A 26,392-nucleotide genomic window follows, 5' to 3' on the forward strand; every position below is an offset into this window, starting at 1 on the left:
ACCGAGACAATTAATTGTCTCGGTTTTTTGTTTTTCTAGCATTTTCCCAATTAAAACTTTAACGTTGCACCTACTAAAAAGTTTCTAGTAGCTTGCGGAAAGTATCCTTGGACCTCAAAAGAAGTTCCAGGAGTATTCCAAGTATTTAAATAGGTATATCCTCTATCAACATATTCTTTATCAAAAAGATTGTTTACCAATCCTGTAAAAACAATAGATTTAAAAACTTTGTTCATTTTTAATTCATAACTAACATTAAAATCACTAACGTAATAGCTATCAAGTTTAGAGGCTTCTGTGTTTGTGTTACTTAAATATTGTTCACCAACAAATTTAGATAATAAAGAAAGCTGTAACCCTTGTGTAGGCGTATAAACCAAAGCATTTCCAGCAATAATATTTGGAGAAAAAGCAATATTAGTCGTACCAATATTGCGTTGAACACCATCACGATCTAAAATAAAATTCTTGATTTTATTACTACTTACCGTAAGGTTTTGATTAATACTAAACTTGTCTGAAATGTTAATATTAGCATCAATTTCTACTCCTAAACGATAGCTGTCTTTCACATTTTCTCGTAAATATTCTCCAACATCATTCAGTCCACCAGTTTGAATTAATTGATTGTCGTACGACATGTAATAGATGTTGGTGCTCAATTGAACCGTTTTATTATGCAAACGCCACCCTAATTCAAAATCATCTAAGGTTTCATGTTGTACATTCGGGCCATTTTGAAAATCATCACGGTTCGGTTCTCTGTTCGCACGAGCATACGATGCATAAATGCTATTTTCTTTATTAATACTGTAAGTAAAACCTAACTTAGGATTAAAGAAGCTAAATGTAGTGTCAATATTTAAAGGATTTAAATCAGAAGTAAAGCCTCCGGTTGTATAATCAATAAACCTACCTTGTACATCAACAAAAGCTTTTAAATTATCAAAAACATTAAAAGTAGCTTTAGAAAAAACGCTAATATCATTTTTCTTAGCATCACTAAAATAGTAACGATCTCTAATGCTAGCACCATCTGCAAATTGTGTAGCCCAAATAACTTCACCAAAATGATCTCCTTTATAATTACTATAAGAAGCACCAGAAATTAACTCGAATTTTTCAGTTTTATAAGTAACGTTAGCATTAGCTACATAAAAATCATTATCTAACCAACGACGAACAATAACATCGCTTCCGTCAACAATTACATTACCATAATCAACAGCATCTTTGTCCTCTTTAAACTGTTCAAAATATCCTTCTCCTTTGGTATAATTTAATCCAATATTGGTAGACCAGTTATCAGAGAGTTTCTCATTCCAATGTAATTGGTAATGATCTTGCCAATAATTATCGGTTTCATTATCGTAGGTATACGGGTTCTGGCGACGATTTTCTTGTAACTCCTCAGCACTTAAGCCATACCAAGCTTGATAGGTTTGTTGCTTTCCTCCAAAAGCTAAGGCTTTAATCAACGTATTGTCATCAGTATAACTACCTTGTAAGAAATACGATTTTAAATCGGTAAAAGCTCGGTCAACATATCCATCAGAGTAAATGTTAGACAAACGTCCTGCAAACTCAAATCCATTATTTAATTTTCCAGTGGTAAACTTTACGGTGTGTTTTCTAGTTCCATAAGAACCAAAAGCATTTGAAATTTCTCCACTAGCTTCATCCGAAACAGCATCGGTTAAAATATTTAAACTAGCTCCAAATGCTCCAGAACCGTTCGTAGACGTTCCCACACCACGTTGTAACTGTAAACTTTGTGTAGACGAAGCAAAATCTCCCATATTTACCCAAAAAGTTCCATGACTTTCAGAGTCGTTGTATGGAATTCCGTTAATCGTAACATTCACACGAGAAGCATCCGAACCACGTACACGAATATAAGTATAACCAACACCAGCCCCAGCATCTGACGAGGATGTTACAGAAGGTAAGTAGTTTAGTAACACAGGAATATCCTGTCCTAAATTACGTTTTTCAATTTCTTGTTTGCCAAGGTTAGAGTGTGTTACGGGTGCATCTGCTTTTACACGAACAGCAGATACCAACACTTCATCTAACACAGTTTCATTAGAAATTAATTGAAACGTAATCTGTTGGTTATTGGTAATTTTAACTTCTTGTGAAAGGCTTTTAAACCCCACATAAGAAACATCAATAACATGTGTTCCTTTTGGTAAGTTTAATTTGAATTTACCTTCAAAGTCGGTAGAAGTTCCTTTGTTTTGAGCTTTAATTGCTACGGTAGCACCCACTAAAGGTTCTTGGTTTGCATCAACTATTTTACCAGATAGAATAAACGTTTGTGCGGTTGTTGTTAATGTTGTGAATACAACGAGTAAAAAAGCTACTATCTTCACTTTTTTACGAAAAGACATCGGTCTCATTTTATAAAAACAAAATCGAATAAAAAGAGGTAATTATTCTTTAGTTAAACATTGAATAATTAAAATTTGTCATTACGAGGAGTTAGTTTACGACGACGTAATCTTTTCTTCAATAAACAGATTGCCACAGTAATTTTCCAAATTACTTCGCGATGACGATAAAATCCCTAAACAGCATTACCTGTTCCAGGTTCGTTGGGTATGATCTCAGCCTGAATTTAATTATGAATTATAAATGATTAATTACAAATTATTTTAATAATTAAAATTCGTAATTCAAATAAGGCACCCCTTTATGAGAACAGTGCAAAGGTAAATATGAAATATGAATTAAGCGGGATAAATAGCGGGTTTTTCTGAGGTTGTTAGTAAATGGATAGGAAGTAATCAAGGAAGTAAAAAAACATTCTAGCCAATTTATAGATTTAACTCAATGCATTCCATTGTAATTTTAATATTTTAGTGGTGAAAATATCAGACATTTATGAGTAAATCTTTTAAAACGAGCGTTAATAAAACGCATGATTTTGACTTTACTGAAGCGCAAATAGAGGCGTTAGACATAGTAGAAAAATCACAAAATAACTACCACGTACTTGATGGTAACCAATCGTATCAAGCTACCATACTCCAAACAAATTTCAACAAAAAAACATACACCATTCAAATCAACGGAAACACCTATGAGGTGAATATTTCTAACGAATTAGATATGTTGATTGATGAATTAGGTTTAGAAGTAGCTGCAGAGAAAAAAGAAAACGATATCAAGGCACCAATGCCTGGGTTAATTGTTTCTGTTGATGTTGAAATTGGTCAAGAAGTAAAAGAGGGTGATGGAATTTTAGTGTTAGAAGCCATGAAAATGGAGAATACCTTACAAGCACCAAGAGACGGAGTCGTAAAATCGGTAGCTATTCAGGCAGGTGATAAAGTAGAAAAGAATACGGTTTTAATAGAAATGGAATAATATGAAAAAGATATTAGTAGCAAACAGAGGAGAAATTGCCTTACGTGTAATGCGTACAGCAAAAAAGATGGGAATTAAAACGGTAGCTGTTTATTCGGAAGCAGACAGAAATTCACCACACGTAACTTTTGCAGACGAAGCAGTATGTATTGGTCCTGCACCATCGAATCAATCGTATTTATTAGGAGATAAAATTATTGAAGTAGCGAAGGAGTTAGATGTAGATGGAATTCACCCAGGATACGGATTTTTAAGTGAAAATGCAGCCTTTGGAGAAGCGGTAGCAAAATCAGGAATTGTATTTATAGGTCCAAAAACTCATGCTATTGAAGTTATGGGAAGTAAATTAGCTGCAAAAGATGCAGTGAAAGCTTATGATATTCCAATGGTTCCAGGTATTGACGAAGCGGTAACCGATGTAGAATATGCCTCGAAAGTAGCGAATGAAATTGGGTATCCTATCTTAATCAAAGCTTCAGCAGGAGGTGGCGGAAAAGGAATGCGTGTTGTTGAAAAAGAAGCGGATATTAAAGAACAAATGCAGCGTGCAATTTCAGAAGCAGAATCAGCTTTTGGAGATGGTTCTGTATTTATAGAAAAATATGTAGGGTCACCACGTCATATCGAAATCCAAGTATTGGCAGATGCTCATGGAAACGTAGTACACTTATTTGAACGCGAATGTTCGGTACAACGTCGCCACCAAAAAGTAGTAGAAGAAGCACCATCGAGTGTGTTGACTCCTGAAATTAGAGAAGCTATGGGAGCCGCAGCCGTAAGAGTTGCGAAAGCCTGTGATTATTTAGGAGCAGGAACGGTGGAGTTCTTACTAGACGAAAACAAAAACTTCTACTTCCTAGAAATGAATACACGCTTGCAAGTAGAACACCCGGTTACGGAACTCATTACGGGAGTAGATTTAGTAGAGCAACAAATAAAAATAGCAAGAGGAGAGGAGCTATCATTCACGCAAGACGATTTACAAATTAACGGACACGCATTAGAGCTACGTGTATATGCCGAAGATCCGTTAGACAATTTTGCACCGAGTATTGGAGTGTTGGAAACCTACCAACATCCGAAAGGAGAAAATATTCGTGTAGATGATGGTTTTGAAGAAGGAATGGAAATTCCTATTTATTACGACCCGATGATTTCTAAATTGATTACCTACGGAAATACACGCGAAGAAGCTATTGAGTTAATGAAACAAGCGATTAGTAATTATAAGGTAAAAGGAATAGAAACTACGTTGCCGTTTGGAAAGTTCGTATGCGAACACGAAGCGTTTACTTCAGGGAATTTTGATACTCATTTTGTAAAGAAGTATTACACACCTGAGTTGTTAGAAGCAGGAAACGAAAAAGAAGCGAAGATTGCTGCACAGGTAGCCTTACAGCAGTATTTAAAAGAGCAACGTATTTTAAAAACTTGTTAATACATAATGTGCGTTAGGGATTGCAGCGGCATCCTTTTGTTGTCAGTTCGAGTTTGCGAAGCAAGTATCGAGAACCAACAAAAGATATAGCGGAAAGCCCGACCCTTGGGGAACGCCCAAAAAAAGAATATAGATGAAATCTAAAATAGAAGAATTACAACATAAACTTACCGAAGCAAAGTTAGGAGGCGGACAACAGCGCATCGACCGTCATCATCAAAAAGGAAAATTAACCGCTCGTGAGCGTATCGATTATTTCTTAGATGAAGGTTCTTTTGAAGAAGTAGGTATTTTAGTAACTCATAGAACGACCGATTTTGGAATGGAAAATCAGAAGTTTTATGGTGACGGAGTGGTAACAGGATACGGAACGGTAAACGGACGCTTAGTGTACGTGTTTGCACAAGACTTTACGGTATTTGGAGGTTCGTTATCGGAAACACATGCCGAAAAAATCTGTAAGATTATGGATTTAGCCGTAAAAGTAGGAGCACCATTAATCGGATTGAACGATTCTGGTGGAGCACGTATTCAAGAAGGAGTACGTTCGTTAGGTGGTTATGCCGATATTTTTTATAGAAACGTACAAGCATCAGGGGTAATTCCACAAATCTCAGCAATTATGGGACCTTGTGCAGGTGGAGCAGTGTATTCTCCAGCCATGACCGATTTTACCGTTATGGTAGAAAATTCAAGTTATATGTTTGTTACGGGACCTAACGTAGTAAAAACAGTAACTAATGAAGAAGTAACTTCAGAAGAATTAGGAGGAGCAAGTACGCATGCAACCAAATCGGGAGTTACGCATTTAACAGCAGCGAACGATGTACAATGTTTGGAAGATATTAAAACATTGTTGAGTTATATGCCACAGAACAATCAAGAAACTACAGAGAAATTACCGTTTGAATTAGGAGATGAAATTAGAGAAGAACTAGCCAATATTGTTCCAGATAATGCAAACAAACCGTACGATATGCGTGCCGTAATTGACGGTATTGCCGATGCGGATTCGTTTTTTGAAATCCATAAAGATTATGCGGATAATATCGTTGTTGGATTTGCGCGTTTAGGAGGAAGAAGTGTGGGGATTGTTGCCAATCAACCGATGAGTTTAGCAGGATGTTTGGATGTAAACAGTTCTAAAAAAGCAGCACGATTCACCCGTTTTTGTGATTGCTTTAATATTCCGTTATTGGTATTGGTAGATGTACCAGGATTCTTACCAGGAACCGACCAAGAATGGAATGCTATTATTACGAACGGAGCAAAATTATTGTATGCATTGAGTGAAGCTACGGTGCCAAGAGTAAGTGTAATTACTCGTAAAGCTTATGGTGGAGCCTATGATGTAATGAACTCAAAACACATTGGAGCCGATATGAACTTTGCGTGGCCTAGTGCAGAAATTGCAGTAATGGGAGCGAAAGGAGCGAGTGAAATTATCTTTAAAAAGGAAATTGCTGAAGCAGACGATCACGAAGCAAAATTAGCCGAGAAAGAAGCAGGGTATGCTGATAAATTTGCGAATCCGTACCGAGCAGCAGAACGCGGATTTGTAGATGAGGTAATTTTACCACAAGACACCCGCAGAAAACTAATCAAAGCTTTTGCCATGTTAGAAGGTAAAAAGGTAGAAAGACCAAATAGAAAACACGGGAACATACCGTTGTAACAAATAAAGAAATATCAATATTTTTAAAGGCGCTTCTTTTTAGAAGCGTTTTTTTGGTTTATAAAGCCTTGGGTTGTACTTGATTTAATGCTATATTGATGAGGTTTTTGGAAAAGGTTAAGGATGTATAAACATATTTTTTTAGATTTAAAAAAAATAAAAAAATGTGTAAAAACGGAAAAATTTTAATTTTCTGTACCTGTTTAGAGAAAGAAGAAAGTTCTATAAAAACTAATTTCTTAGAAGGTTATAACTGGAATTTAACTCGATATTTAGGTAGGAATAGTTCATCTTTAATTGGTAAAATGGTAATGCCAAAGAAAGATTTAGGTAACGGAGTTACTATTGAAAAAGTTATTAATCAATTAAATAGTACTATTAAAACATTTGATTTTGATTATACTCCTCAAGAAAGAGATTGCTTAGATATTAGTATACCACATGCAACCGAAAGGATTAGATTTTTTAGAGTAATTTTTATTGATGGAAAATGGATAGAAGGAGGAAATAATATTTTTAGGTCTATCACTAAAAAGATAGCAAAAGGGAAAATTAAATTAACTGATATATAAATCATTACTAGTACTATATTTATTAAAATGTGTGTTCAAACTATATAACTACCTTTATATAAGGTGTTAGTATAACTATGAATTGGAAAATAATTACTGAAAATAAAAGAAGGTATGCTGATACATCCTACTATTTAAAAGCTGAAAGAGACTGTATAGAAGGAACTATTGTATTAGAGATATATTGGATTGAGAATTTTATGTATGACTTAACGGTCTATTTATATAGAAATGAACCAAAACGAAAATTCTTGTTTTTTAAAAGTACAAAGCCTGAAACACTTTATAGTTGTTTAGTTTTTTATAATGGGCGTATTGAAAAATATGGTCATCAAATAATGAGAATGACAGAAGGTGCTCCATTAGAAAAATTAAAGAGATTAGATTCCTTTCAAAAAGATGGAGTTCTTAACTATAAGATAGGAGAAAAATATAGTTTAGATTTTACAACAACTTTACCAGAGAAAAATGTAGCTACTACATATTCTAAAAAGTAACTACAAAAAAACGTCATTACGAATGAAATGAAGTAATCTTTAAGTTTATAGTTCGAAATAAACAGATTACTTCAGTCGTACCTCCTTCGTAATGACGTTAGCTAATAAAAGTTCGATTTTATAAAGGAGTTTTTCGAAGCCCTTTTACGCAGAATAGTCTGAAAAATTGATGAGATTCAGAGGCTTTGCCTCGCATCGTTTTTCAGACGTTTTTAAACAAGGTTTAAAAATTCCTCGTAAAAGTGTCCTTTCTTTTGGTTCGTTTTCTTTGGACAAGCAAAGAAAATGAAGGCAGTAGTTTACTGAACAATACTATTAAGTATAAATCTACTCTTTACTCAGTTTAACACTACATTAATGATGAAAAAACTAACTCTAATGACTTAAATAGTTGGTTTTGAGGATTTCCGTAATTATTTGTAAAGATGTTTTTTTAGGTTTATAAGGAATTATCAAAGCAATTAAGTTGTTTTATTATCTGAATAGAGTATATAATTGTTTTGATGTAACCAGTTGTAAAAAATTAAAACCAAGTAGATATGGAAACTAAAATATTAATAACTCTCGTTGTTTTTTTATGTATTAAAACATTTGCGCAAGAAGAAATAAAAGGTAATTACAGAATTTATTTAAAAAATGATGGAACTTCTAAAAATGATAAGGTTCCTATAGTTTTAGAAGAGGGAGAAGATAAAGAAGAGGTTTTATATACTATTAATGGTAAAAATGCTACTAAAAAATCAAAGGGATATGTAGATATTGATAAAAATTTTTCATTTAAAAAAATTAATCCAAAATTTAATTATTCATCAATTTTTGTTGATTTAGAACAGAAAGAAAATAAACTTATTATTTTACCTAGGGAGGATGTTGCTGACGATTTTAAAAAATATAATGGGACAAAAGAAAGAAGATTGTATATCGATGTAACTGAAGGAGTGAAAATAACGAGAAAGTCATGGAAAGTAAGCGCAATTACAGTTCCATTAAAAATATACCTTACTAGTCAATCGGATAGTTTGTCAAGTTTTACAAATAATATTGAAACTGATGTTAATGTAGCTGTTACTTATGGGAAAAGTTGGGAAAAATATTCTTATAAGAAAGGAAGAGAACCTAAATTGACAAACACTCAAAATTTTTATGGATTTTTAGGACTTAATAAATTAGAGCTAACAGAGAAAAATACTGATGGAATTAATGATGGAGATAATATTTTAAGTATAAGCTCTGGAGTAGGATATCAATATGGTTATGGTAAGTTAGGGTTAAGTATTCTTTTAGGAATGGATTTCCCAGTATCTTCGTTAGGTCAAAATTGGGTGTTTAAGTATCAGCCTTGGTTAGGAATGGGAATAGGATATTCGATATTTAAATAATTATGTTAAAAATTATAAGAACATAAGTAGTTATCTAGTTCACGAGGTATGGATTACTTCACCCCGAAGTATCGGGATTCGTAATGACGTTAGTTAATAAAAGTGTCTTTTCTTTTGGTTCGTTTTCTTTGGACAAGCAAAGAAATAGAATATTCACAACCACATAAAAAAAACGTCATTACGAGTGATAACACAGTAATCTTTATGTTTATAGTTCAAAATAAACAGATTACTTCAGTCGTACCTCCTTCGTAATGACGTTGTTATTTTTTATAAAAAATTATTCTTACACATCCGTACTAACCCAATAACTTCCCGTTGAGGTAGTAGACGGATTATACGCCAAAATATTCACTTTGGTACCGTTGGCAACATCCGCTAGCAACCATTCCATTGGCTGATTGTTAATAGCGCCACTTTCCAATTCAACCATATTGCCGTTTAAGGTCACCTCGTCGGTACTAATGTCGAACTGTAGTGTGGTTTCCCCTCTGTTTTCAAAACCAATAAAACTCTCTTTATCATACGATACCTGAGTAATCACCTTGGTTTCATTAGGCGCTACCTGTCCCACAAAATCAGTAATAGAACTGCTTCCTGTAGTTGGACGATAGCTATACTGAGCCCTTTTTGCAGGCTCATTGGCAAATACTAACTGAGCCGTATTTATAATTTGAACAAGCGTTGTATAACAATCGTTCAAAGCCGAAATACGATCTTGAGTAATTACCAAACGTTGTTTTTTATACACCTCTTGCTGAGTGTTCGCACTCTTTAATTCGTCTTTTATTGTAGCCAACTCTTCCACAATAGAAGCAGGCATTCCGCCTTTGGTTACATCGGTCAAATCATCTAAATAATTTGTAACCACCTTTTCTAAGGTTTCTAAAAACACCAACATTTTAGGCTGATTCTTGCTCGCATCTCTATAACCAGTTGTAAACTCCTTTAATACCGCAGGATTATCAGGAAAAGCCCACATAGCATGACTTTTAATACGATTATACACACGACTTGCATTTTGCATTTCTATCAACACCTTTTGCGTTTCCACCCCTTGTTTTGCCAAGGTACTTACATCGGTAACTACCGTATCTGCCGCATCAATCTGATGTAAAAAAGCCGCCGCATACTCGCTCGTAAATCGGGCATTGAAAGCGGTAAAACGCTCCAAGTCTTGCGTAAATAGGTTGTAAATTGTTCGTGCGCTTTCAGCTAAAAAAGCATCTGAACCTTTGAATTTTCTTCTTGTTTCCATATTAATATTTAATTTAAGTTACATGTGTGTTTTTAGGGATGCGTAAAACACGCTACCCTTAGGTAATTCTTAGAAACAACAAGATTATAATAGCAGGAGAGCCCCTTGCCACTAGTTAAAAGCCCATAAAAAGTTAGATGGTTTTAGCAATACAATCATAGCATTTTGTTAGTTTCTTTTTCTTAACCACTTCTAAATTATAGTGTTGGGGTATAAAAAACAAATGCGATGGTCAATTTTTGCTTTTTTTTAACAGGCAGACTATCAGAAGTATATCTTTTATACTAGAGTTGCGAATACTTTTTTTGTGTTATCTATCATTGACATCTTTTCTTAACGACTTAGATTTTACATAGAATAATCTTTTCTAAGCTATTTTTCTTTTTCCATTGATGAAAAAGAAGCAAAAAATCTAGTCTTAACCTGCCTGCACTCAAAAATAATCATCCTCGACCCTAAATTAAAATAACTCGCTATAGCTCAACAGATTTTAATTTTAACGGCTCTTGCGGTGTTATTTTTGGTTTGCCTGCTTATGACAGGGTACTTTTTTTAGTATTCTCATTAATCAAAGCAATTTGTCTTTCAAAAATAATTCTATAGCTGTCGTTACATTTGTTTGACATTTTTTGTGTGTTGTATCGAAGTGATAATCCGTTAATACGTAGATCGAGAGCGTTGGATTGAATCCATACAGATTTAAGAGTGGGAGGATAGCCGAAGTATCAGCGACCCGTACCGTGGTGTTAACGGAGCGTGCCGTAATATCAGCGACCCATGCCGTGGTGTCAACGGAGCATGCCGTAGTATCAGCGACCCGTGCCGTGATATCAGCGACCCGTGCCGTGGTGTTAACGGAGCATGCCGTACTATTAGCGACCCAAACAGCAATATAAAGAACCGTTGCTACTCAAAAAAACAACTTTTATAACCTAAATAGTTGAACTTATGGGATTCCGTAAGAAAGTATGATGGAGTTTTTTTATATTTAAAAAAATAAAAAGAAGTTAAACTTTTTTAGTGTCTAGATGACTAGATAAAATAGACGGTTGTTTGAGAAAATAAATTGTATAGTATTACTGAAATTATATCATAGTGACCACAAAAGAAAATTTAAATATCTACTTGGATGAGCAGTTACGCTTACGATTAGACCTAATCGTAAAGCGTTTATCTCATTCTGTGAATCACATTGATATTGTTAATTGGCTTAGCAACTTTAGGAAAGATGAATTTGAAAGAGCTGTTAGAATACTAGAATGCCTTGAGTATGTAACAGAGAATGAATTAATAGATTACTTTAATGATAGAATTACTTCATTGATTTCACTTTATGGAAATAGCCGAAATATTATTATTCATGCTATAGGAGATTATGGCAAAAGTGGGACAATGATAACTTATTATCTGAAAAAGGCGCCAAATTTTAAGCAAATCGAATCATTAACGACTTTTTACGAAAAAGCTTCAGAATTCAAATACAAAAAGAAAACTAATTCTATTCCAAAAGATTCTATTTTAATTCTTCTTGATGACTTTTTAGGAAGTGGTCGATCATTGTGGAATTATTACAAAACGTACATAAAACCACAAACAGATAAAATACCTGAAATAAGAGACTTATGTTCAATGTCTATTTATCATTTAGGAAAGGCGGATAGGTTTTTAACAGGTATAATACCTAACATAAAAATAATAAGTACCATTAAATATCAATGTTTTAAAAACAGAAAATCCCCATTTGGTTCCAATCAGAATATACAGTATTATCGTGATTTTGCTTTTTATTACGGTCAACATCTATTCTCTATTGATAATAATGGAGAAACAAAAATACATCCGCTCGGGTATAACAACTCTCAGGCATTATTAGTGTTCCCATATAACCCACCGAATAATACATTGCCAATAATTTGGTCATCCAAGTTTGTTAAAAAATTTGAAAAGCGTTGGATCCCATTGTATCCAAGAAATCAAGTGTTTAAAATTTCTCGTGCAAAATCATTAAGAAACGAATTAGCTTATGAATTGGGTTTACTTAAGATGAGTGGTCCTGAAATAATTGAGACATTTTATTCAGGTAAAGGAAAATTAGACTGGAAGTCCTATTCGTATATAAAATCTACTGATTTTAGATTGTTTGCCTATATGCGCCTTAAACAACAAGGGCGACTTGACCAAGTTATTTGTGAGATATTAGGATTGACATTGACAGACATTCGCGGTATTCTAAAAAGCGGAATAAAGAAAGGAATTTTTGAAGAATCTGGTGAATTATCTTCTAGAGGTAAAATTCTATATGGGGATTGCTTAAAAACACTCAAAAGATTAAAGAAAGAAGTCGGAAGAAGTGCAATAAATTATGAACTTAAAAAAATAAATTATTTACCTAAAAAATTCAATGGGAAGGAAAGACAAGAAAATTAGCCATTATCAATTTTTTGAAATTGATTCTGTTCTGTATACGAATGGAGGCTCTAAAGTAACTTTACATCATCTTGTATGCAAGTCGGTACAGTTGTCAGCTTGCATACAACAACGCGCAGCGTTGATTTCAAGTAAATCGTAATTTTCTTTTCTATGCCTTCCCAATTGGATAATATAAAAAACTCTTTAGTTGAAGCAAATGCTTCTGAAGATTTTAAGGAAGAAATAATAAGCTACTCTAAAAACCTTGAAGAAAAAGGTTTACCTGTAATTTTTTCCTTACCAGATTTGAGTTTTAAAATTGGACTTCCTTTTCATGTCATACAAGAAATACTAAAAGATAAATCAAAACACTACAAGACTTTTAAGATTCAAAAGAAAACAGGTGGTCATAGATGGATAACAAGCCCTGATGAACAACTTAAAAGAATACAAAGGTGGATTTATGAAAATATTTTAAAGAATGTCCCAGAACACGATTGTTCTTTTGGTTTTGTAAACGAAAGATCTATAGTTGATAATGCAAAGAAACATGTAAAACAGGATACTATTCTCAATGTCGATTTATATCGATTTTTTGATTCTATAGAGCAGAAGAGAGTAGCAGGAGTATTTAAATACTTAGGATATCAACCCAATCTAGCCTATTCAATTGCAGAATTACTTACTGCTAAAATGAGCAAAACCTATTGGAAAGAAATTGAAGAAGAAAACATTTTCAAAGATTCCTTCATAAAAGAAAGCCCACAAATTTTACCTCAGGGATCGCCAGCAAGCCCGAGAATAGCAAATTTTATAGCTCATAGTTTAGATACTAAAATGGAATTACTAGCAAATAAACTCAATTTGAATTACTCACGATATGCAGATGATTTAACTTTTTCTGGTAATTACAAAAAGCTACCATCAATTAAGACACTTAGAAAGATTGTTAAGGAAGAAGGGTTTAATTTAAATGAAAAAAAAGTAAAGTATTTCAAGCGTTCTCATCGCCAAATTGTGACAGGAGTGGTTGTAAATGACAAAATTAGTGTTCCAAGAGAGTTCAAAGAAAAACTTCGTACTGAACTATATCACTGTATAAAGAAAGGGCCCTTAAGCCATCAAAAATGGTTAATGAAAAACAAAGATTTTATAATCAAAGCTAATTATAGGGATCATTTATTAGGGAAAGTTTGTTTTGTACATTCTGTAGAACCTGAAAAAGGGAGAGAATACTTAGAAATGTATAACCAAATTAAGTGGGAATTATAAAATTGTTCTAAAAATATATGATACTCTGTATAACTAACAATAGTTTTAGAGAGGTAAAATTGTAAGATTTTTAAATTATACTAAAACCGAAATTTTTTTCGGTTTTCTTTTTTTTCAGCCTGTTGTTTTTTGGCATCCAAACGTTTGTCAATCGCTGCTTTTTTAGGTTTGGTGGCTTTGCGTACTTTAGGCACTACCAAGGCTTGTGCTAAAAGGTTAAAAAAGCGTTCGGTAACCAATTCTTTGTTGCGGTGTTGTGAGCGGCTTTCTTGTGAGCTTAGTATAAGTGTGTTTTCTTTAGAGAGTCTGTTGGCTAAGTTTTTAAGGAGCAGTGCTTTTTCTTTGTCCGAGAGTCCTAATGAGTCTTCAATAGTAAAACTTAATTCTACTTTAGAGGATACCTTGTTTACATGTTGTCCGCCCGCACCAGAGCTTCGTACGGCTTTAAAGTTGAGTTCTTTTAAAAGTTGTTCTTTGTTCATAGTGTTTGTGAATGTCTCAAATATAGGGAATCTATTGTTGTTTGTAAAGGGGGCTTACTAATAGAAGTGACTCTTATTGGTGAGAGTTGGGAACTTTAAAGGGTATTCGTAACTAGAATTAAGCAGATTTCTCGCTATCGCTCGAAATGACGTTTATCTATTGTAGTAATGACATTTAGCGATGCTTACAAATCGTAATTAGGCGTGTCGGGTGATTGGTGCATAAAGTGCATATCTAAATCGGTAAGGGTGTCGGAAAAAGAGTATAAGTTTTCTTTTTTAGAGAGTAACGCATCAATAACTTCCACTGCTTTTTTCAATCGAGTTTCTTTGTCGCCTTTTAATAACACATACGGACGGTTGTACTTTTTCAACGCATTTTCAAAGGCTTTAAACATTTCCAATCGTTGTTCGGGTCTGTCGCGTAAATCATCCGCTTCCCAAGGCGTATCGATATAGGTTAAGAAATAAATATCGTAAGTATTTGCAATCGCAGCCTCGTCTAATTTTGGGTCTACGAATCCGCCATAATACTCTTCAGAATATACTTTGGTTTCCAATAAATCGGTATCGCAGATCAGTACTTTATCCGCCTTTTTAGCCAATTCATTTTCCAAGCTCATTTGTCCTTCAGCAATCGGAATTAAATCGTGTTGTTCACAAGTTTTACGTTCGTTGTTCCACTTGTCTTGCAAGTATTCACGAGCAAATTCGGGAGCCCAAACAGTATTATAATGACGTGCTAACTGACCAGAAAGTGTTGTTTTTCCTGTGCTTTCAGGTCCAAATAATACCACCTTTACAAGGTTGATGGGTTGTTGTGTAAGTGCTTTTTCCATGCTAAATATCCTGCAATTGCTATAAAGGTAAATAATAAATATTGAAAACTGGTAAAGGTAAATCCTTTGTAAAAGTAGAGTGGAACGGAGATAATATCACCAATAATCCAATAAATCCAGTTTTCTATTTTTCGTTTTGCCATGAGCCACATTCCCACAAAGAAAATAGCAGTGGTAATGGTATCTACATAAGCTGTCCAGCTCGTCCATTTATCAAAAACGGTATACACAGCATAGACAAAAACTAAGGTGGCTACAAATATGGCTACGCTTTGTTTTTTTTCTTTAAGTGTGGTTCTAGAGATAGGAGTTACATGGGTGGCGTCTACTTTTCGCGTCCAGATATACCAACCGTATACACTCATCATAAAATAGTACCCATTAATCATCATATCGCCTAACAGTTCCCACTTTAACAAGAGGTACACAAAAATAGCAGTGCTTATCATCCCTGTAGGGAATACCCAAATTTTATTCTGTTTTGAATACCAAACGGATAAAAATCCAAAAATAACGGCAATAATTTCTAGCCAAACATCAATAGGATTGTAATCAGCATACTGCCCAAAAAGGAAATCAAAAAGTTGGCTCATAATCGCTACGATCGGTTTTTACGATTTTCATAAATAGCAATCCGTTGTCAATCAATTCAAAGGCATTTTTCAATTCAGAAGTAACCAAACGCATCACGGTATCATAATCTCCATACACTTGTGTGCTTAACGGATTTTCTAATACGGTTAATCCCGAAGCTCTTAGTTTTTTGATGAAATTGATAATTGGTTCTTCAAATTCGTTCTGAAGCGGACTTAAGGTCAATTCTACGGATATTTTCATGGTTGTTCCTAATTAGAAAGATGCAAAGTTACTAAAGTTAAGCTGTTGTTGTGCGGGAAAGGTTTTGGGAGATTTTTTAGTTACAGAGTTTTTTAGTCGCAAAGATGTAGAGCTTCAAAGTCTCATAGTGGCAAAGTTTTTGGGTTGTAGAGTTTTGGAGTAGGAGAGTGTGATACGTTTTTTAACAAGCGCATACGCAGGTGAACCCTTCCATTTCTAAAAAGAGGATGTCGTACTCAGAGGTTTGTCCTTCGTACAAGATTTTTCCAGTGGTTTGATTGGTGTCAAAAGAGAAATCTTCAATATAAATGTTTTCTAAGAAGAGCAATTTTTTCTTTCCGTAGATTTTATACAAACTTTCTTTGGCGCCCCAAACAATGGTGAGTTTGCTTACCAAAGCATCGTGGTTGGCTATGGATTTGTATTCTTCTATAGGGGTGAATTTGTGTGCGATTTTTACAATTTTGTCGCGCTGCATTTCAATATCTATTCCCACAGGTTGTGTATCGGAAATAATTATTGCCGAAAAGGTAAATGAATGGGTAATTGAAATGAATTTACCGTCTTTTAAGTGTGGTTTACCGTAGCCATCGTATAGTAAATCACCATCGGTGTAGCCAACTTCTTTTAGCAAATGGCGTACGCTCATAAAGCCTCTTTGGTGTAAATCGGACTTCATGCCGTTTACTCTTTGTTGATTTCCTTTTGTTAAAGAAACGCCGTTAGAAAGTTGTTCAAAAGATTCTTCAATCTTCCAAATCAATGCTTTAGCATGGTTGTTTATCGTTAATGTTTTGTAAAGAGGCATATTTTAGAAAGTTATTTCGTAATTTTGCGACTCAAATTTAAGATACATAAATATACAAAAATATGAGCACAAAAACCGCGACATATGTTCCTTACAAAGTTAAAGATATTTCTTTAGCTGATTGGGGAAGAAAAGAGATTGAATTGGCAGAAGCTGAAATGCCAGGGTTAATGAGTTTACGCGAAGAGTATAAAGATGAGCAACCTTTAAAGGGAGCAAGAATTGCAGGATGTTTACACATGACGATTCAAACTGCGGTTTTAATTGAAACGTTACAGGCTTTAGGAGCTGAGGTTACTTGGAGTTCTTGTAATATCTTCTCTACGCAAGATCAAGCTGCTGCTGCTATTGCTGCTGCTGGAACTCCTGTGTATGCTTGGAAAGGTATGAACGAGGAAGAGTTTGATTGGTGTATTGAACAAACATTATTCTTTGGTGAAGATAAGAAGCCATTAAACATGATTTTAGATGATGGTGGAGATTTAACGAATATGGTTTTAGATAAATATCCTGAGTTAGCTCCTGGAATTAAAGGATTATCTGAAGAAACTACTACAGGGGTACACCGTTTATACGAGCGTATGAAAAACGGAACGTTACCAATGCCTGCTATTAATGTAAATGACTCGGTTACTAAATCGAAGTTTGACAATAAGTACGGATGTAAAGAATCTGCAGTTGATGCAATTCGTCGTGCTACTGATGTAATGTTAGCTGGTAAAAGAGTAGTGGTTTGTGGTTATGGTGATGTTGGTAAAGGTACTGCGGCTTCTTTCCGTGGAGCTGGTTCTATCGTTACTGTTACTGAAATTGATCCTATTTGTGCGTTACAAGCTGCTATGGACGGTTTTGAAGTAAAGAAATTAGAAACTGTTGTAGGTAAGGCTGATATCGTAATTACTACTACTGGTAACAAAGATATCGTACGTTCTGAGCACTTCGAAGCAATGAAAGATAAGACTATCGTTTGTAACATCGGTCACTTTGATAACGAAATCCAAATGGCTTGGTTAAATGAAACATACGGTGATACTAAGGTTGAAATTAAGCCTCAGGTTGATAAGTACACAGTAAAAGGAAACGATATTATCGTATTAGCAGAAGGACGTTTAGTAAACTTAGGTTGTGCTACTGGTCACCCAAGTTTTGTAATGTCTAACTCATTTACAAATCAAACTTTAGCGCAAATCGAGTTATGGAATAATTCTGATGCGTATAAAAACGAGGTGTACATGTTACCAAAACACTTAGATGAAAAAGTAGCAAAATTACACTTAGCTAAGATTGGTGTAGAGTTAACTGAGTTACGTGAAGATCAAGCTAAATATATTGGAGTAACTGTTGAAGGTCCATACAAACCAGAACACTATAGATACTAGATTTAGATTATTATAGATTTGAGATTTTTAGAATCAAGAATCAAGAATCAAGAATCAAGACACAAAAAATCCCGCAACATTGTTGCGGGATTTTTTATGCTTTTTATAAACGTTTTGTTTTATTCAGTAGGAATACGCTCATCAATCATTTTTAAAGGCATACCTTCCATTAAATCGATTAAGTCTAAAATGTCTCTTACTTTTTCTTCTTCTTCGGCTTGTTCTGTTACAAACCATTGTAAAAAGATTTCAGAAGTGAAATCGCCTACTTTTCTTGCAGTTTTAAATACGTGGTGAATAGATTTGGTAACTTCTATTTCTGCATCTAAAGAAGCTTCAAAAATAGCTCGTAAGCTTTCAAATTCGTGAGAAACTTCAGTAGCTACAGGTGACATTGCACTACCGCCATTATCGTTAACGAATTTAAAAATTTTCATCATGTGCTCTCTTTCTTCTTCCGCTTGCTTATAAAAGTATGCTGCACTATTTCTAAGTTCTCTTTGGTCGCACCAAGAGGCCATCGCTAAATACTTAGAAGAGGCTTGTTGCTCCATTGTTATTTGGTGGTTTAGCAAATCAACTACTTCCACGTCTAAAATCATGTCTCTTCTTATTGCTGTTTCCATAATATTTTGTTTAGTTTTAATACTATAAAGATACAGATTATAAGGCTTTAAAAAGAATGGAGTGCCTAATTTAAAGCTAGTCTTAGTAAAGGGTTTTCTGCTTAAAAACAGCTAAAAGAAGTTCTCGTAATTCTATAAGTTGAGGTACATCTAAGAATAATAAGTGTTTGTTGTCTGCTGCAAAAAGGAGTACGAAGTTATCACCGTCGATAATCGTTTCTAATGATTCGTACGAAGCGCGTTCTAATACTTTTTTCCTGAAGGCTAATAGTTGGCAGAAAGTAAAATCTATTACTTTATAGCCTAAATCTAGCTGGTAGCAGTTTCTGCCACCACAAGATACTTTAAACGATACATCTTCTGTTAAAAAATTCATTCCGCAAATATAATTATTTTTAATCAATCTAAAAAAGAATAATGTAAGGAATAAAAAAGCCCGCAAATTTGCAGGCTTTTTATTATAAAATGTCTTTTAAGACTAGATATTTAATGATTCAAATAACTCAACTAATTTAGGATTAGAAGGTCTTGGAGCATTAGAGTCTATAATCTTTCCTTCTGGATCTAATAAAATAAATCTTGGAATTCCTGATACTCTATACGCATCCATGAAAGCTTTATCTTCTTTAGCATATAATTGTACTCCTGATAATTCTTTATCAACAATCATTTTTTTCCAAGTTTCATAGTCTTTTTGTCTGTCAACAGAAATACTTACGAACTCGATGTTTTTATTGTGATATTTTTCTTCAACTTTCTTTAAGAAAGGAATTTCATTTTTACATGGTTGACACCAAGTAGCCCATAAATCGATATACACATACTTACCTTTTAAATCATCTAAAGAAGTAGTACCACCAGCATTGTTTTCGTAATTAACAAACTTAGGAGATTCAGCACCCTTAGCTAATTTTTTAGTAATGTATTGCTTGTCGTTATACATTTTAGTTAAGTAATTTTCTAAACCAGCAATACTTTGTTTTTGACTTGCTACAAAAGTAGAATCTAATGAGGCTCCTTCAAATCTTTTGTTAAAATCATCAACAAAATTAGAAACTTTAGATCTGAAGTCTAACTCTGGTAAATTCATTAATTCTTTATCTTCAAATAATTTCTTTTGCTCTAATGAAGCTTTAGCTAAAAAAGCACTTTCTTCAAAACCAACCCCTGTATAAGTTATAGTTTCGTCAAATTTTTTAGCATCAATCGTCATATTAATATCGGCTCCGTTTTTTAAGTATAAAGCAGTATATTCTTTACCATCAAAAAATCTGTAGAAACCATCTTTTACATTCATAGTATCTTTAAAAGTTCCATCCTCACCAACTTTAATTACTTTGTTGAATTTAAATTGAGGGTTAGAAATAGTAACTGTTTCAGAGTTTTTGTTGGTAATTTTTCCAGAAAAAGTCACATAATCTTTTTGTTTCTCTTTACATGAAACTAAGGCAATAGAAAATGCCAATAAGTAAACTAATTTTTTCATTAGGGTGTATGTTTAATTTTGCTGTTTAGCTTTTTAAATAAACGCCTAAATTAGTGATTTTATATGAAAGCACAATTTTTTAACATTTCACTAACTGTCTTAAAGTTGTATACTTTATTGAATTTTAACTTTATAATTATCCTAACCAACCTTCACGATCTAGACTTCTATACTGAATTGCTTCGGTAATATGTTCGGATAGTATATTTTCGGAAGAAGCTAAATCGGCAATGGTACGAGATACTTTTAAAATTCTGTCATAAGCCCTAGCTGATAGGTTTAACTTTTCCATGGCCACTTTTAATAAGCTTTTACTTTCTTCTGATAATTTACAAAATTCACGAATTTGCTTTACATTCATTTGTGCGTTGTAATGAATGTTTTCAAGGTTTTTAAATCTAGTTGTTTGTATTTCACGAGCAAGGGTAACTCTTTCTCTAATATCTACACTACTTTCTCCTTTTCGTTCATCAGAAAGCTTATCAAAAGGTACTGGTGTTACTTCAATGTGGATATCGATTCTGTCTAACAAGGGACCAGAAATTTTGCTTAAATAACGTTGCATTTCGGCAGGAGAGGAGGTAACCGGTGAGTCGGGATTGTTGAAATATCCAGAAGGACTCGGATTCATACTAGCAACTAACATAAAACTACTAGGATAGTTTACGGTAAAACGGGCACGTGATATAGTAACTTCTCTATCTTCTAAAGGTTGACGCATTACCTCTAAAACGGTACGCTTAAATTCGGGAAGTTCATCTAAGAATAAAACACCATTATGTGCCAAAGATATTTCTCCAGGTTGTGGGTATTGTCCTCCACCTACGAGCGCAACATCTGAAATTGTATGATGTGGTGAGCGAAAGGGACGTTGATACATTAAGCCAGTATTTTTTACTTTTCCTACCACTGAATGTATTTTAGTGGTTTCTAAGGCTTCGTGTAAGGTCATAGGAGGAAGAATGGATGGCAAACGTTTTGCTAACATTGTTTTACCTGCTCCTGGAGGTCCAATAAGAATGATATTATGTCCACCAGCAGCGGCAATTTCCATGCAACGTTTTATAGATTCTTGTCCTTTTACATCAGCAAAATCAAACTCAGGAAAGTCAATGTGCTTGTAAAATTCAGCGCGGGTGTCAACGGTTGTAGGTTCAATTAGTTTGTTACCATCAAAATGGTTTATAACTTCCATAATATTGTCTACCCCAAGAACATTTAAGTCATTAACTATAGCAGCCTCTTTGGCATTTTCTTTTGGAAGGATAAAGTGTTTAAATCCTTCTTCACGAGCCTTAATAGCAATAGGTAGAGCTCCTTTTATAGGTTGTAAACTTCCATCAAGAGAAAGTTCTCCCATAATAATATATTCATCAATCTGTTCTGATTTTATTTGATTGGAGGCAGCCAAAATACCAATAGCTAAAGTTAAATCGTAGGCAGCACCTTCTTTACGAATATCGGCTGGTGCCATGTTAATAATGATTTTCTTTCCAGGGAGTTTGTAACTGTTATTAGCTAAAGCGGCAGAGATTCGATACGAACTTTCACTTACAGCTTTATCGGGTAATCCAACTAAATGATATCCTATACCTTTATCAATATTAACTTCAACAGTAATTGTGGTTGCTTCAATACCAAAAACAGCACTTCCATAGACTTTTACTAGCATATTTTTCTCTTTTCGCTAAAGATAGAGAAAAAATAAAACTTATTGTAATTGCATTTGCTGTGGACTCCAATGAGTTGGATCATTCTTTTTTAAGAACCCTTTTAAAAGGTTGTTATTTTGATAATCTATATAGTCATCATAAATAAAAGAAGTAGGTTTTTTATTTAGTTTATCAAATGGAATAGAGAAAGAATTGTTATCAATGTCTTGTTGATTTACAATAAAAAAAGATAATCCATTTAAATCTAAATTTTTATTAACTGTTGATGAATCATAAAAAGTAGAATAGGTATTGGAGAAAGTATAAATACTTCCAAGGGCCTTCTCTTTTTTCTTAATTTCTTGCGCTGAAGTAGAAAGTATGACGGTAATTAAAAAGATGGTAGTAATATTATTTTTCAAAAAAGTTAGATTTATAAAAATAACACCAATAATTATACCTTTTTTGATTTAGAAAAAATGTATTTAAACATTTTACGTATACTAATAAAAATCAAAATAACTAGAATAATAGCCAGTATAGGGAAAAAAATAGAAAATGCAGACATAACTAACGAGGTGCCTGTTTCTACGGTTGAAATAATTGGATTGGCAACTCCTCCAGTTGTTGCTGTAGAAGTAAGTCGAGTAGAAGCAGCAGTGCCCTTTATAGCTGATGCTGTTCCGCCACCAGCAATAATTGCTAAAGCCCAAGTAATAACTGGTGATAAATCTGCCACAGTTGAAACCATTACTGCAGTACCTGCAATTGCGGCTAACGGAACAGCTATGGTATCGAGTAAGTTGTCAAACCAAGGAATATAATATGCAAATATTTCTAATATTGTAGCTACACCTAATGCTATAATAGCAGGGGTACTTGCTACCCACAGCCAGTTTTCATTTAATGGAATAACATTGTAATATCCTGCTAAGCTTAACGTAAATAGAGGTAAAAATACTCTAAACCCTACGGAAGCAGCTAAGCCAATTCCTAAAAATATGCTGATAATAGTTTCTGGTGTCATATATTTTTTATTGAAAGATATAAAAAAAGCCTCTTTTTTAAAAAAGAGGCTTTTAAATATATAATATTTATATTATAATTAGTTAGAGTTAAATCTATCTAAACCAGTTTTTAACCAATTATAGTATGTTCCGTGATCTGTATATTGTTGAGGTGAGTTTAATATTTCAAGTTCAGGACTCATTAGTACATAAAATGGTTGAGAAGCTGTTTTAAAGTTAGCAGACTGGAAAGTAGCCCATTTATCACCATAGGTTCTAATTCTTTTTACTTTCCCATTAGATTTAATAAAATCAAATTGCTCTTCTTCTGGTAACATTCTTTGATGATCATCAACATATAATGAAATTAATACATAATCATCATTTATTAATGAGTAGATATCTGGTTGACTCCATATGTTTTCTTCCATTTTACGACAGTTAACACATGCCCATCCTGTAAAATCTAATAAAACAGGCTTGTTAACAGATTTTGCGTAAGCTATACCTTCATCAAAATCTTTAAAACAGTTTAAGTTTAAAGGACATTGATTGTCTTTTTTGTATATACTATGGAATTTAGGTGGAGCAAACCCGCTTAATAATTTATTTTGACTCCAAGAAGGGTTTTCCATTACACCAGGAGCTAAGTATACTGCTAAAGCTAAGGCTCCAATTCCTACTAAAACTCTAAATAAGGTCATTTTACCATACCTTTTTCCTATGAAACCAAATAAGTACAGTGCTAAAAGGAACGCAATTAAAGCCCATATTCCAATAAAAATTTCTCTTTTTAGTATTCCCCAGTGTCCTACTAAATCAGCATTTGATAAGAATTTAAATGCAAAAGCTAATTCAATAAATCCTAAAACAACTTTAACAGTATTTAACCATCCACCAGATTTTGGTAATGTGTTTAACCAGTTAGGGAACATCGCAAAAAGAGCAAAAGGTAAAGCTAATGCTAAACCAAAACCAACCATACCTACAGATAATTGCATTGCTCCTCCACTTAATGATCCTGCTAATAATGAACCTAAAATAGGTCCTGTACAAGAAAATGATACAATAGCTAAAGTTAATGCCATGAAGAAAACTCCAAGAACGCCTCCAACATTTGAAGCGCTATCTGCTTTATTACTCCAAGAACTAGGTAGTGTTAATTCATAAAAACCGAAGAATGAACCTGCAAAAAATATTAGTATTACAAAGAAAAATAGGTTTAACCATATGTTTGTTGAAATACTATTTAATATTTCAGGATCTAAAGTATCTAAGAAATGAAAAGGAAGACTTATTAAACCATAAATTAATACGATGAAAAAACCGTATAGGATAGCGCTACCAACACCTTTTCCTCTTTTTTCTGTACGTTTTGTGAAAAACGATACAGTTAAAGGAACCATTGGAAATACACATGGAGTTAGGAAAGCTAATAATCCACCAACAAAACCTAATAGGAAAATATTTAAAAGACTATTGTCTTCCTCTTCTTCACCAGTATTTGTGTCAGTTGAGCTTTTTAATAAAATTGTATTTTTTAAGTCTAAATTTAAAGTTTGAGATAGTTCTTTACTTTTGTCATCAACTTCAGCAACTGTTTGTGCTACTTTTTCACCTGTTAAAGAAAATGTAAAATCTTCATCAAAAGGTAAACAGTATTCTTTACAAACTTGGGCATCAAGATTTAATGTAACTTTTGTTAAAGTTGAGTCTGAAACAGTAATTCTTTGAATTAACTTACCTTCGTCAACAAAGAAGATTTCATCTTTTCCCCAGATTTCACTAAACTGAGTTTCTGTTTCACTTTCTTTTGCTTTACCATTTAAGGTATATCCAGATTGTCCTTCTGCTGGTGCAATTGTCATAGGTAGTGAAGCATCTTCTGGGTTGTATTGAGAATATAAATGCCAGTCTTCAGCAATTAACACGTCAAAAATTAAGTCGTACTCAGTATCAGAGATTTTCTCTACCTTAGGAGTAACAACTACGGGGTTATCGTCAGATTGAGAATAAACCGCTAAACCTATGAATAATAAAAATAGAGTAAAGAATTTTTTCATTCTATATGTAGTTTGATGGGGTTAATTAAATACTAATTTTTAATAGTTTGGTTGTTTTTTCTGTTGGTAAAAAGCGTCTATCTTGTCGTTTTCCTACTATCCAAATAACTTCGTTTTTACTAGAACAGAGCAACCAAATTTTATTTTTGTTTACAATTGATATTTTTTCGTCTTTAAAATATTTACTTACTTTTTTTCGACCTATCATTCCTTTAGGATAAAAAAAGTCGCCGGATTTCCACCGTCTGAGTTTTAGAGGGAAGTTAAGAAGTTCATAATCAACATAAATGTTTTCTTTATTAATGTTAGTTTTTTTTAGAACTTTTTTTAGTTGCAGCTTTATCGGTGCTGTAATTTCTTTGTTTTCCTCCCTAATAATGAAATATTCCTTTTCAAAGGAACTTTTTTCATTAGTGCGTAAAAGTAATAAAAAATCTCTGTCTTTCAACAAAGTATAAAATTTTGTTAAAATCTGCTTGCCAGATTGTGCATAAATCAAGTTGTAAACATCGTTCCATTCCGTGAATTTATAGGACTTTAGCAGCTGGTAGAGGTATGCTTTTGGGTTGGATAACTTTAACAGTTTTTCAATATTTATTTTTAATAAATCTCCCTCTTTTGAGACAATTTCATGGGTAATGTCCGCTATTTTATCATCAATAATTTGTTGAGACTCTTTTAAATGATCAATTGTTTTATTGAAGTTTTTTAAAACGCTGTCATTCAATTCTTTTAGTGTAGGTACAATCTGGTGGCGTATTTTATTTCGAAGATATTTGGTTTCTGAATTACTTTCATCTTCACGCCATTTAATATTATTGTTTTTGGCAAAGGCTACAATCTCTTCACGAGAAAAAATAAGCAAGGGTCTAATGATATTTTTATTAATTGGAGGGATTCCTGTTAAGCCCTCTAAACCAGTGCCTCTAGAGAGATTAATTAAAAATGTCTCTAAATTATCATCAGCATGATGGGCTGTTAATATATAATCAAAATTATTTTCTTTACTTAGGGAGTCAAACCAACTGTAACGTAACTCTCTTGCTGCTAGTTGTGTTGATAATTTATTTTTAGTAGCATATTCATTAGTGTTAAAGCGTGTTGTAAATGTTTGAATGTTCAAACTTTTTCCTAACTCTTTAATAAAGAGTTCATCTAAATCACTTTCTTTTCCTCTTAGTTGAAAATTACAGTGTGCTAACGAAATATTAAACTGTAGTTGATGTAAGAGGTGTGTTAGTACAACACTATCAACTCCCCCAGAAATAGCAATTAGTAACTTTTTTTCTTTTAAAAAAGAAAATTGTTCGTCAATATGTTTTGCTAATTGTTGGAGCATGT

The 26,392-nt window shown here is 33.4% G+C and carries 25 protein-coding genes; 10 read left to right on the top strand and 15 right to left on the bottom strand.

Features of this window, described 5'->3' with window-relative positions; all coding sequences use genetic code 11:
- Positions 1 to 50: 50 nt before the first annotated feature.
- Positions 51 to 2,393, bottom strand: coding sequence for a TonB-dependent receptor (locus AC3VJB_RS14010; RefSeq protein WP_167712468.1), 2,343 nt, complete (start codon positions 2,391 to 2,393; stop codon positions 51 to 53).
- A 493-nt stretch (positions 2,394 to 2,886) separates the two neighbouring features.
- Between AC3VJB_RS14010 and AC3VJB_RS14015 the strand changes: the two genes are divergently transcribed.
- From AC3VJB_RS14015 to AC3VJB_RS14040, 6 genes are all read left to right on the top strand, one after another.
- Positions 2,887 to 3,372, top strand: coding sequence for an acyl-CoA carboxylase biotin carboxyl carrier protein subunit (locus AC3VJB_RS14015; protein ID WP_167712467.1), 486 nt, complete (start codon positions 2,887 to 2,889; stop codon positions 3,370 to 3,372).
- 1 nt (position 3,373) lies between these two features.
- On the top strand, positions 3,374 to 4,810 hold the full coding sequence (gene accC / locus AC3VJB_RS14020) for an acetyl-CoA carboxylase biotin carboxylase subunit (protein WP_167712466.1): 1,437 nt from the start codon (positions 3,374 to 3,376) through the stop codon (positions 4,808 to 4,810).
- A gap of 133 nt (positions 4,811 to 4,943) precedes the next feature.
- Positions 4,944 to 6,485, top strand: coding sequence for an acyl-CoA carboxylase subunit beta (locus tag AC3VJB_RS14025; protein ID WP_167712465.1), 1,542 nt, complete (start codon positions 4,944 to 4,946; stop codon positions 6,483 to 6,485).
- A gap of 164 nt (positions 6,486 to 6,649) precedes the next feature.
- Entirely contained in the window at positions 6,650 to 7,057 is a 408-nt protein-coding gene (locus AC3VJB_RS14030) for a hypothetical protein (RefSeq protein WP_125066621.1), read from the top strand.
- A gap of 77 nt (positions 7,058 to 7,134) precedes the next feature.
- Entirely contained in the window at positions 7,135 to 7,554 is a 420-nt protein-coding gene (locus AC3VJB_RS14035; RefSeq protein ID WP_497667260.1) for a hypothetical protein, read from the top strand.
- 539 nt (positions 7,555 to 8,093) lie between these two features.
- Complete coding sequence (locus tag AC3VJB_RS14040; protein ID WP_497667261.1) at positions 8,094 to 8,933, top strand: hypothetical protein; 840 nt, start codon at positions 8,094 to 8,096, stop codon at positions 8,931 to 8,933.
- 286 nt (positions 8,934 to 9,219) lie between these two features.
- Here AC3VJB_RS14040 and AC3VJB_RS14045 read toward each other — a convergent pair whose 3' ends face one another.
- On the bottom strand, positions 9,220 to 10,191 hold the full coding sequence (locus AC3VJB_RS14045; protein WP_167712460.1) for a hypothetical protein: 972 nt from the start codon (positions 10,189 to 10,191) through the stop codon (positions 9,220 to 9,222).
- Between the two features lie 683 nt (positions 10,192 to 10,874).
- On the opposite strand from AC3VJB_RS14045, the gene AC3VJB_RS14050 reads away from it, so the two are divergent.
- The 3 genes from AC3VJB_RS14050 (at position 10,875) to AC3VJB_RS14060 (ending at position 13,872) form a co-directional block, all read left to right on the top strand.
- A complete protein-coding gene (locus AC3VJB_RS14050) occupies positions 10,875 to 11,087 on the top strand; it encodes a hypothetical protein (protein ID WP_497667262.1) in 213 nt (70 codons plus the stop codon).
- A 199-nt stretch (positions 11,088 to 11,286) separates the two neighbouring features.
- A complete protein-coding gene (locus AC3VJB_RS14055; protein ID WP_497667263.1) occupies positions 11,287 to 12,618 on the top strand; it encodes a phosphoribosyltransferase-like protein in 1,332 nt (443 codons plus the stop codon).
- 153 nt (positions 12,619 to 12,771) lie between these two features.
- On the top strand, positions 12,772 to 13,872 hold the full coding sequence (locus tag AC3VJB_RS14060; RefSeq protein ID WP_497667264.1) for a reverse transcriptase family protein: 1,101 nt from the start codon (positions 12,772 to 12,774) through the stop codon (positions 13,870 to 13,872).
- An 80-nt stretch (positions 13,873 to 13,952) separates the two neighbouring features.
- Here the strand turns inward: AC3VJB_RS14060 and arfB are convergent, their stop codons facing one another.
- From arfB to AC3VJB_RS14085, 5 genes are all read right to left on the bottom strand, one after another.
- Positions 13,953 to 14,354, bottom strand: a complete 402-nt coding sequence (gene arfB / locus AC3VJB_RS14065; RefSeq protein WP_497667265.1) for an alternative ribosome rescue aminoacyl-tRNA hydrolase ArfB — start codon at positions 14,352 to 14,354, stop codon at positions 13,953 to 13,955.
- A 185-nt stretch (positions 14,355 to 14,539) separates the two neighbouring features.
- A complete protein-coding gene (locus AC3VJB_RS14070) occupies positions 14,540 to 15,193 on the bottom strand; it encodes an ATP/GTP-binding protein (RefSeq protein WP_437823650.1) in 654 nt (217 codons plus the stop codon).
- The gene (gene pnuC / locus AC3VJB_RS14075) at positions 15,154 to 15,786 is read right to left on the bottom strand and encodes a nicotinamide riboside transporter PnuC (RefSeq protein WP_497667266.1); all 633 of its coding nucleotides are present in this window, start codon (positions 15,784 to 15,786) and stop codon (positions 15,154 to 15,156) included. The genes AC3VJB_RS14070 and pnuC overlap by 40 nt, the downstream gene beginning before the upstream one ends.
- Positions 15,770 to 16,030, bottom strand: a complete 261-nt coding sequence (locus tag AC3VJB_RS14080) for a YkoF family thiamine-binding protein (RefSeq protein WP_073182558.1) — start codon at positions 16,028 to 16,030, stop codon at positions 15,770 to 15,772. Before AC3VJB_RS14080 ends, pnuC begins: the two co-directional genes overlap by 17 nt.
- A 181-nt stretch (positions 16,031 to 16,211) precedes the next feature.
- On the bottom strand, positions 16,212 to 16,838 hold the full coding sequence (locus AC3VJB_RS14085) for a 4'-phosphopantetheinyl transferase family protein (protein WP_497667267.1): 627 nt from the start codon (positions 16,836 to 16,838) through the stop codon (positions 16,212 to 16,214).
- 62 nt (positions 16,839 to 16,900) lie between these two features.
- Between AC3VJB_RS14085 and ahcY the strand changes: the two genes are divergently transcribed.
- Positions 16,901 to 18,217, top strand: coding sequence for an adenosylhomocysteinase (gene ahcY, locus AC3VJB_RS14090; RefSeq protein WP_159616960.1), 1,317 nt, complete (start codon positions 16,901 to 16,903; stop codon positions 18,215 to 18,217).
- A gap of 119 nt (positions 18,218 to 18,336) precedes the next feature.
- On the opposite strand, the gene AC3VJB_RS14095 is transcribed toward ahcY, so the two are convergent.
- From AC3VJB_RS14095 to tilS, 8 genes are all read right to left on the bottom strand, one after another.
- The gene (locus AC3VJB_RS14095; protein ID WP_073182560.1) at positions 18,337 to 18,843 is read right to left on the bottom strand and encodes a ferritin; all 507 of its coding nucleotides are present in this window, start codon (positions 18,841 to 18,843) and stop codon (positions 18,337 to 18,339) included.
- A gap of 82 nt (positions 18,844 to 18,925) precedes the next feature.
- Positions 18,926 to 19,219: a hypothetical protein gene (locus AC3VJB_RS14100; RefSeq protein WP_073182561.1), complete on the bottom strand. Its 294-nt coding sequence runs from the start codon at positions 19,217 to 19,219 to the stop codon at positions 18,926 to 18,928.
- Positions 19,220 to 19,321: 102 nt separating this feature from the next.
- Complete coding sequence (locus AC3VJB_RS14105) at positions 19,322 to 20,329, bottom strand: TlpA family protein disulfide reductase (RefSeq protein ID WP_047790334.1); 1,008 nt, start codon at positions 20,327 to 20,329, stop codon at positions 19,322 to 19,324.
- Between the two features lie 136 nt (positions 20,330 to 20,465).
- Complete coding sequence (locus tag AC3VJB_RS14110; protein ID WP_437823658.1) at positions 20,466 to 22,001, bottom strand: YifB family Mg chelatase-like AAA ATPase; 1,536 nt, start codon at positions 21,999 to 22,001, stop codon at positions 20,466 to 20,468.
- Positions 22,002 to 22,040: 39 nt separating this feature from the next.
- Positions 22,041 to 22,403, bottom strand: coding sequence for a hypothetical protein (locus tag AC3VJB_RS14115; protein WP_437823660.1), 363 nt, complete (start codon positions 22,401 to 22,403; stop codon positions 22,041 to 22,043).
- Between the two features lie 32 nt (positions 22,404 to 22,435).
- Complete coding sequence (locus AC3VJB_RS14120) at positions 22,436 to 23,008, bottom strand: DUF4126 domain-containing protein (RefSeq protein WP_073182562.1); 573 nt, start codon at positions 23,006 to 23,008, stop codon at positions 22,436 to 22,438.
- A 78-nt stretch (positions 23,009 to 23,086) separates the two neighbouring features.
- Positions 23,087 to 25,051 carry a protein-disulfide reductase DsbD family protein gene (locus AC3VJB_RS14125; protein WP_047790330.1) on the bottom strand — a complete coding sequence of 655 codons (1,965 nt, stop codon included), beginning with the start codon at positions 25,049 to 25,051 and terminating at the stop codon, positions 23,087 to 23,089.
- A 25-nt stretch (positions 25,052 to 25,076) separates the two neighbouring features.
- Entirely contained in the window at positions 25,077 to 26,390 is a 1,314-nt protein-coding gene (gene tilS, locus AC3VJB_RS14130) for a tRNA lysidine(34) synthetase TilS (protein ID WP_497667268.1), read from the bottom strand.
- Positions 26,391 to 26,392: the final 2 nt, after the last annotated feature.

It is taken from the genome of Tenacibaculum sp. TB-53 (assembly GCF_059716285.2).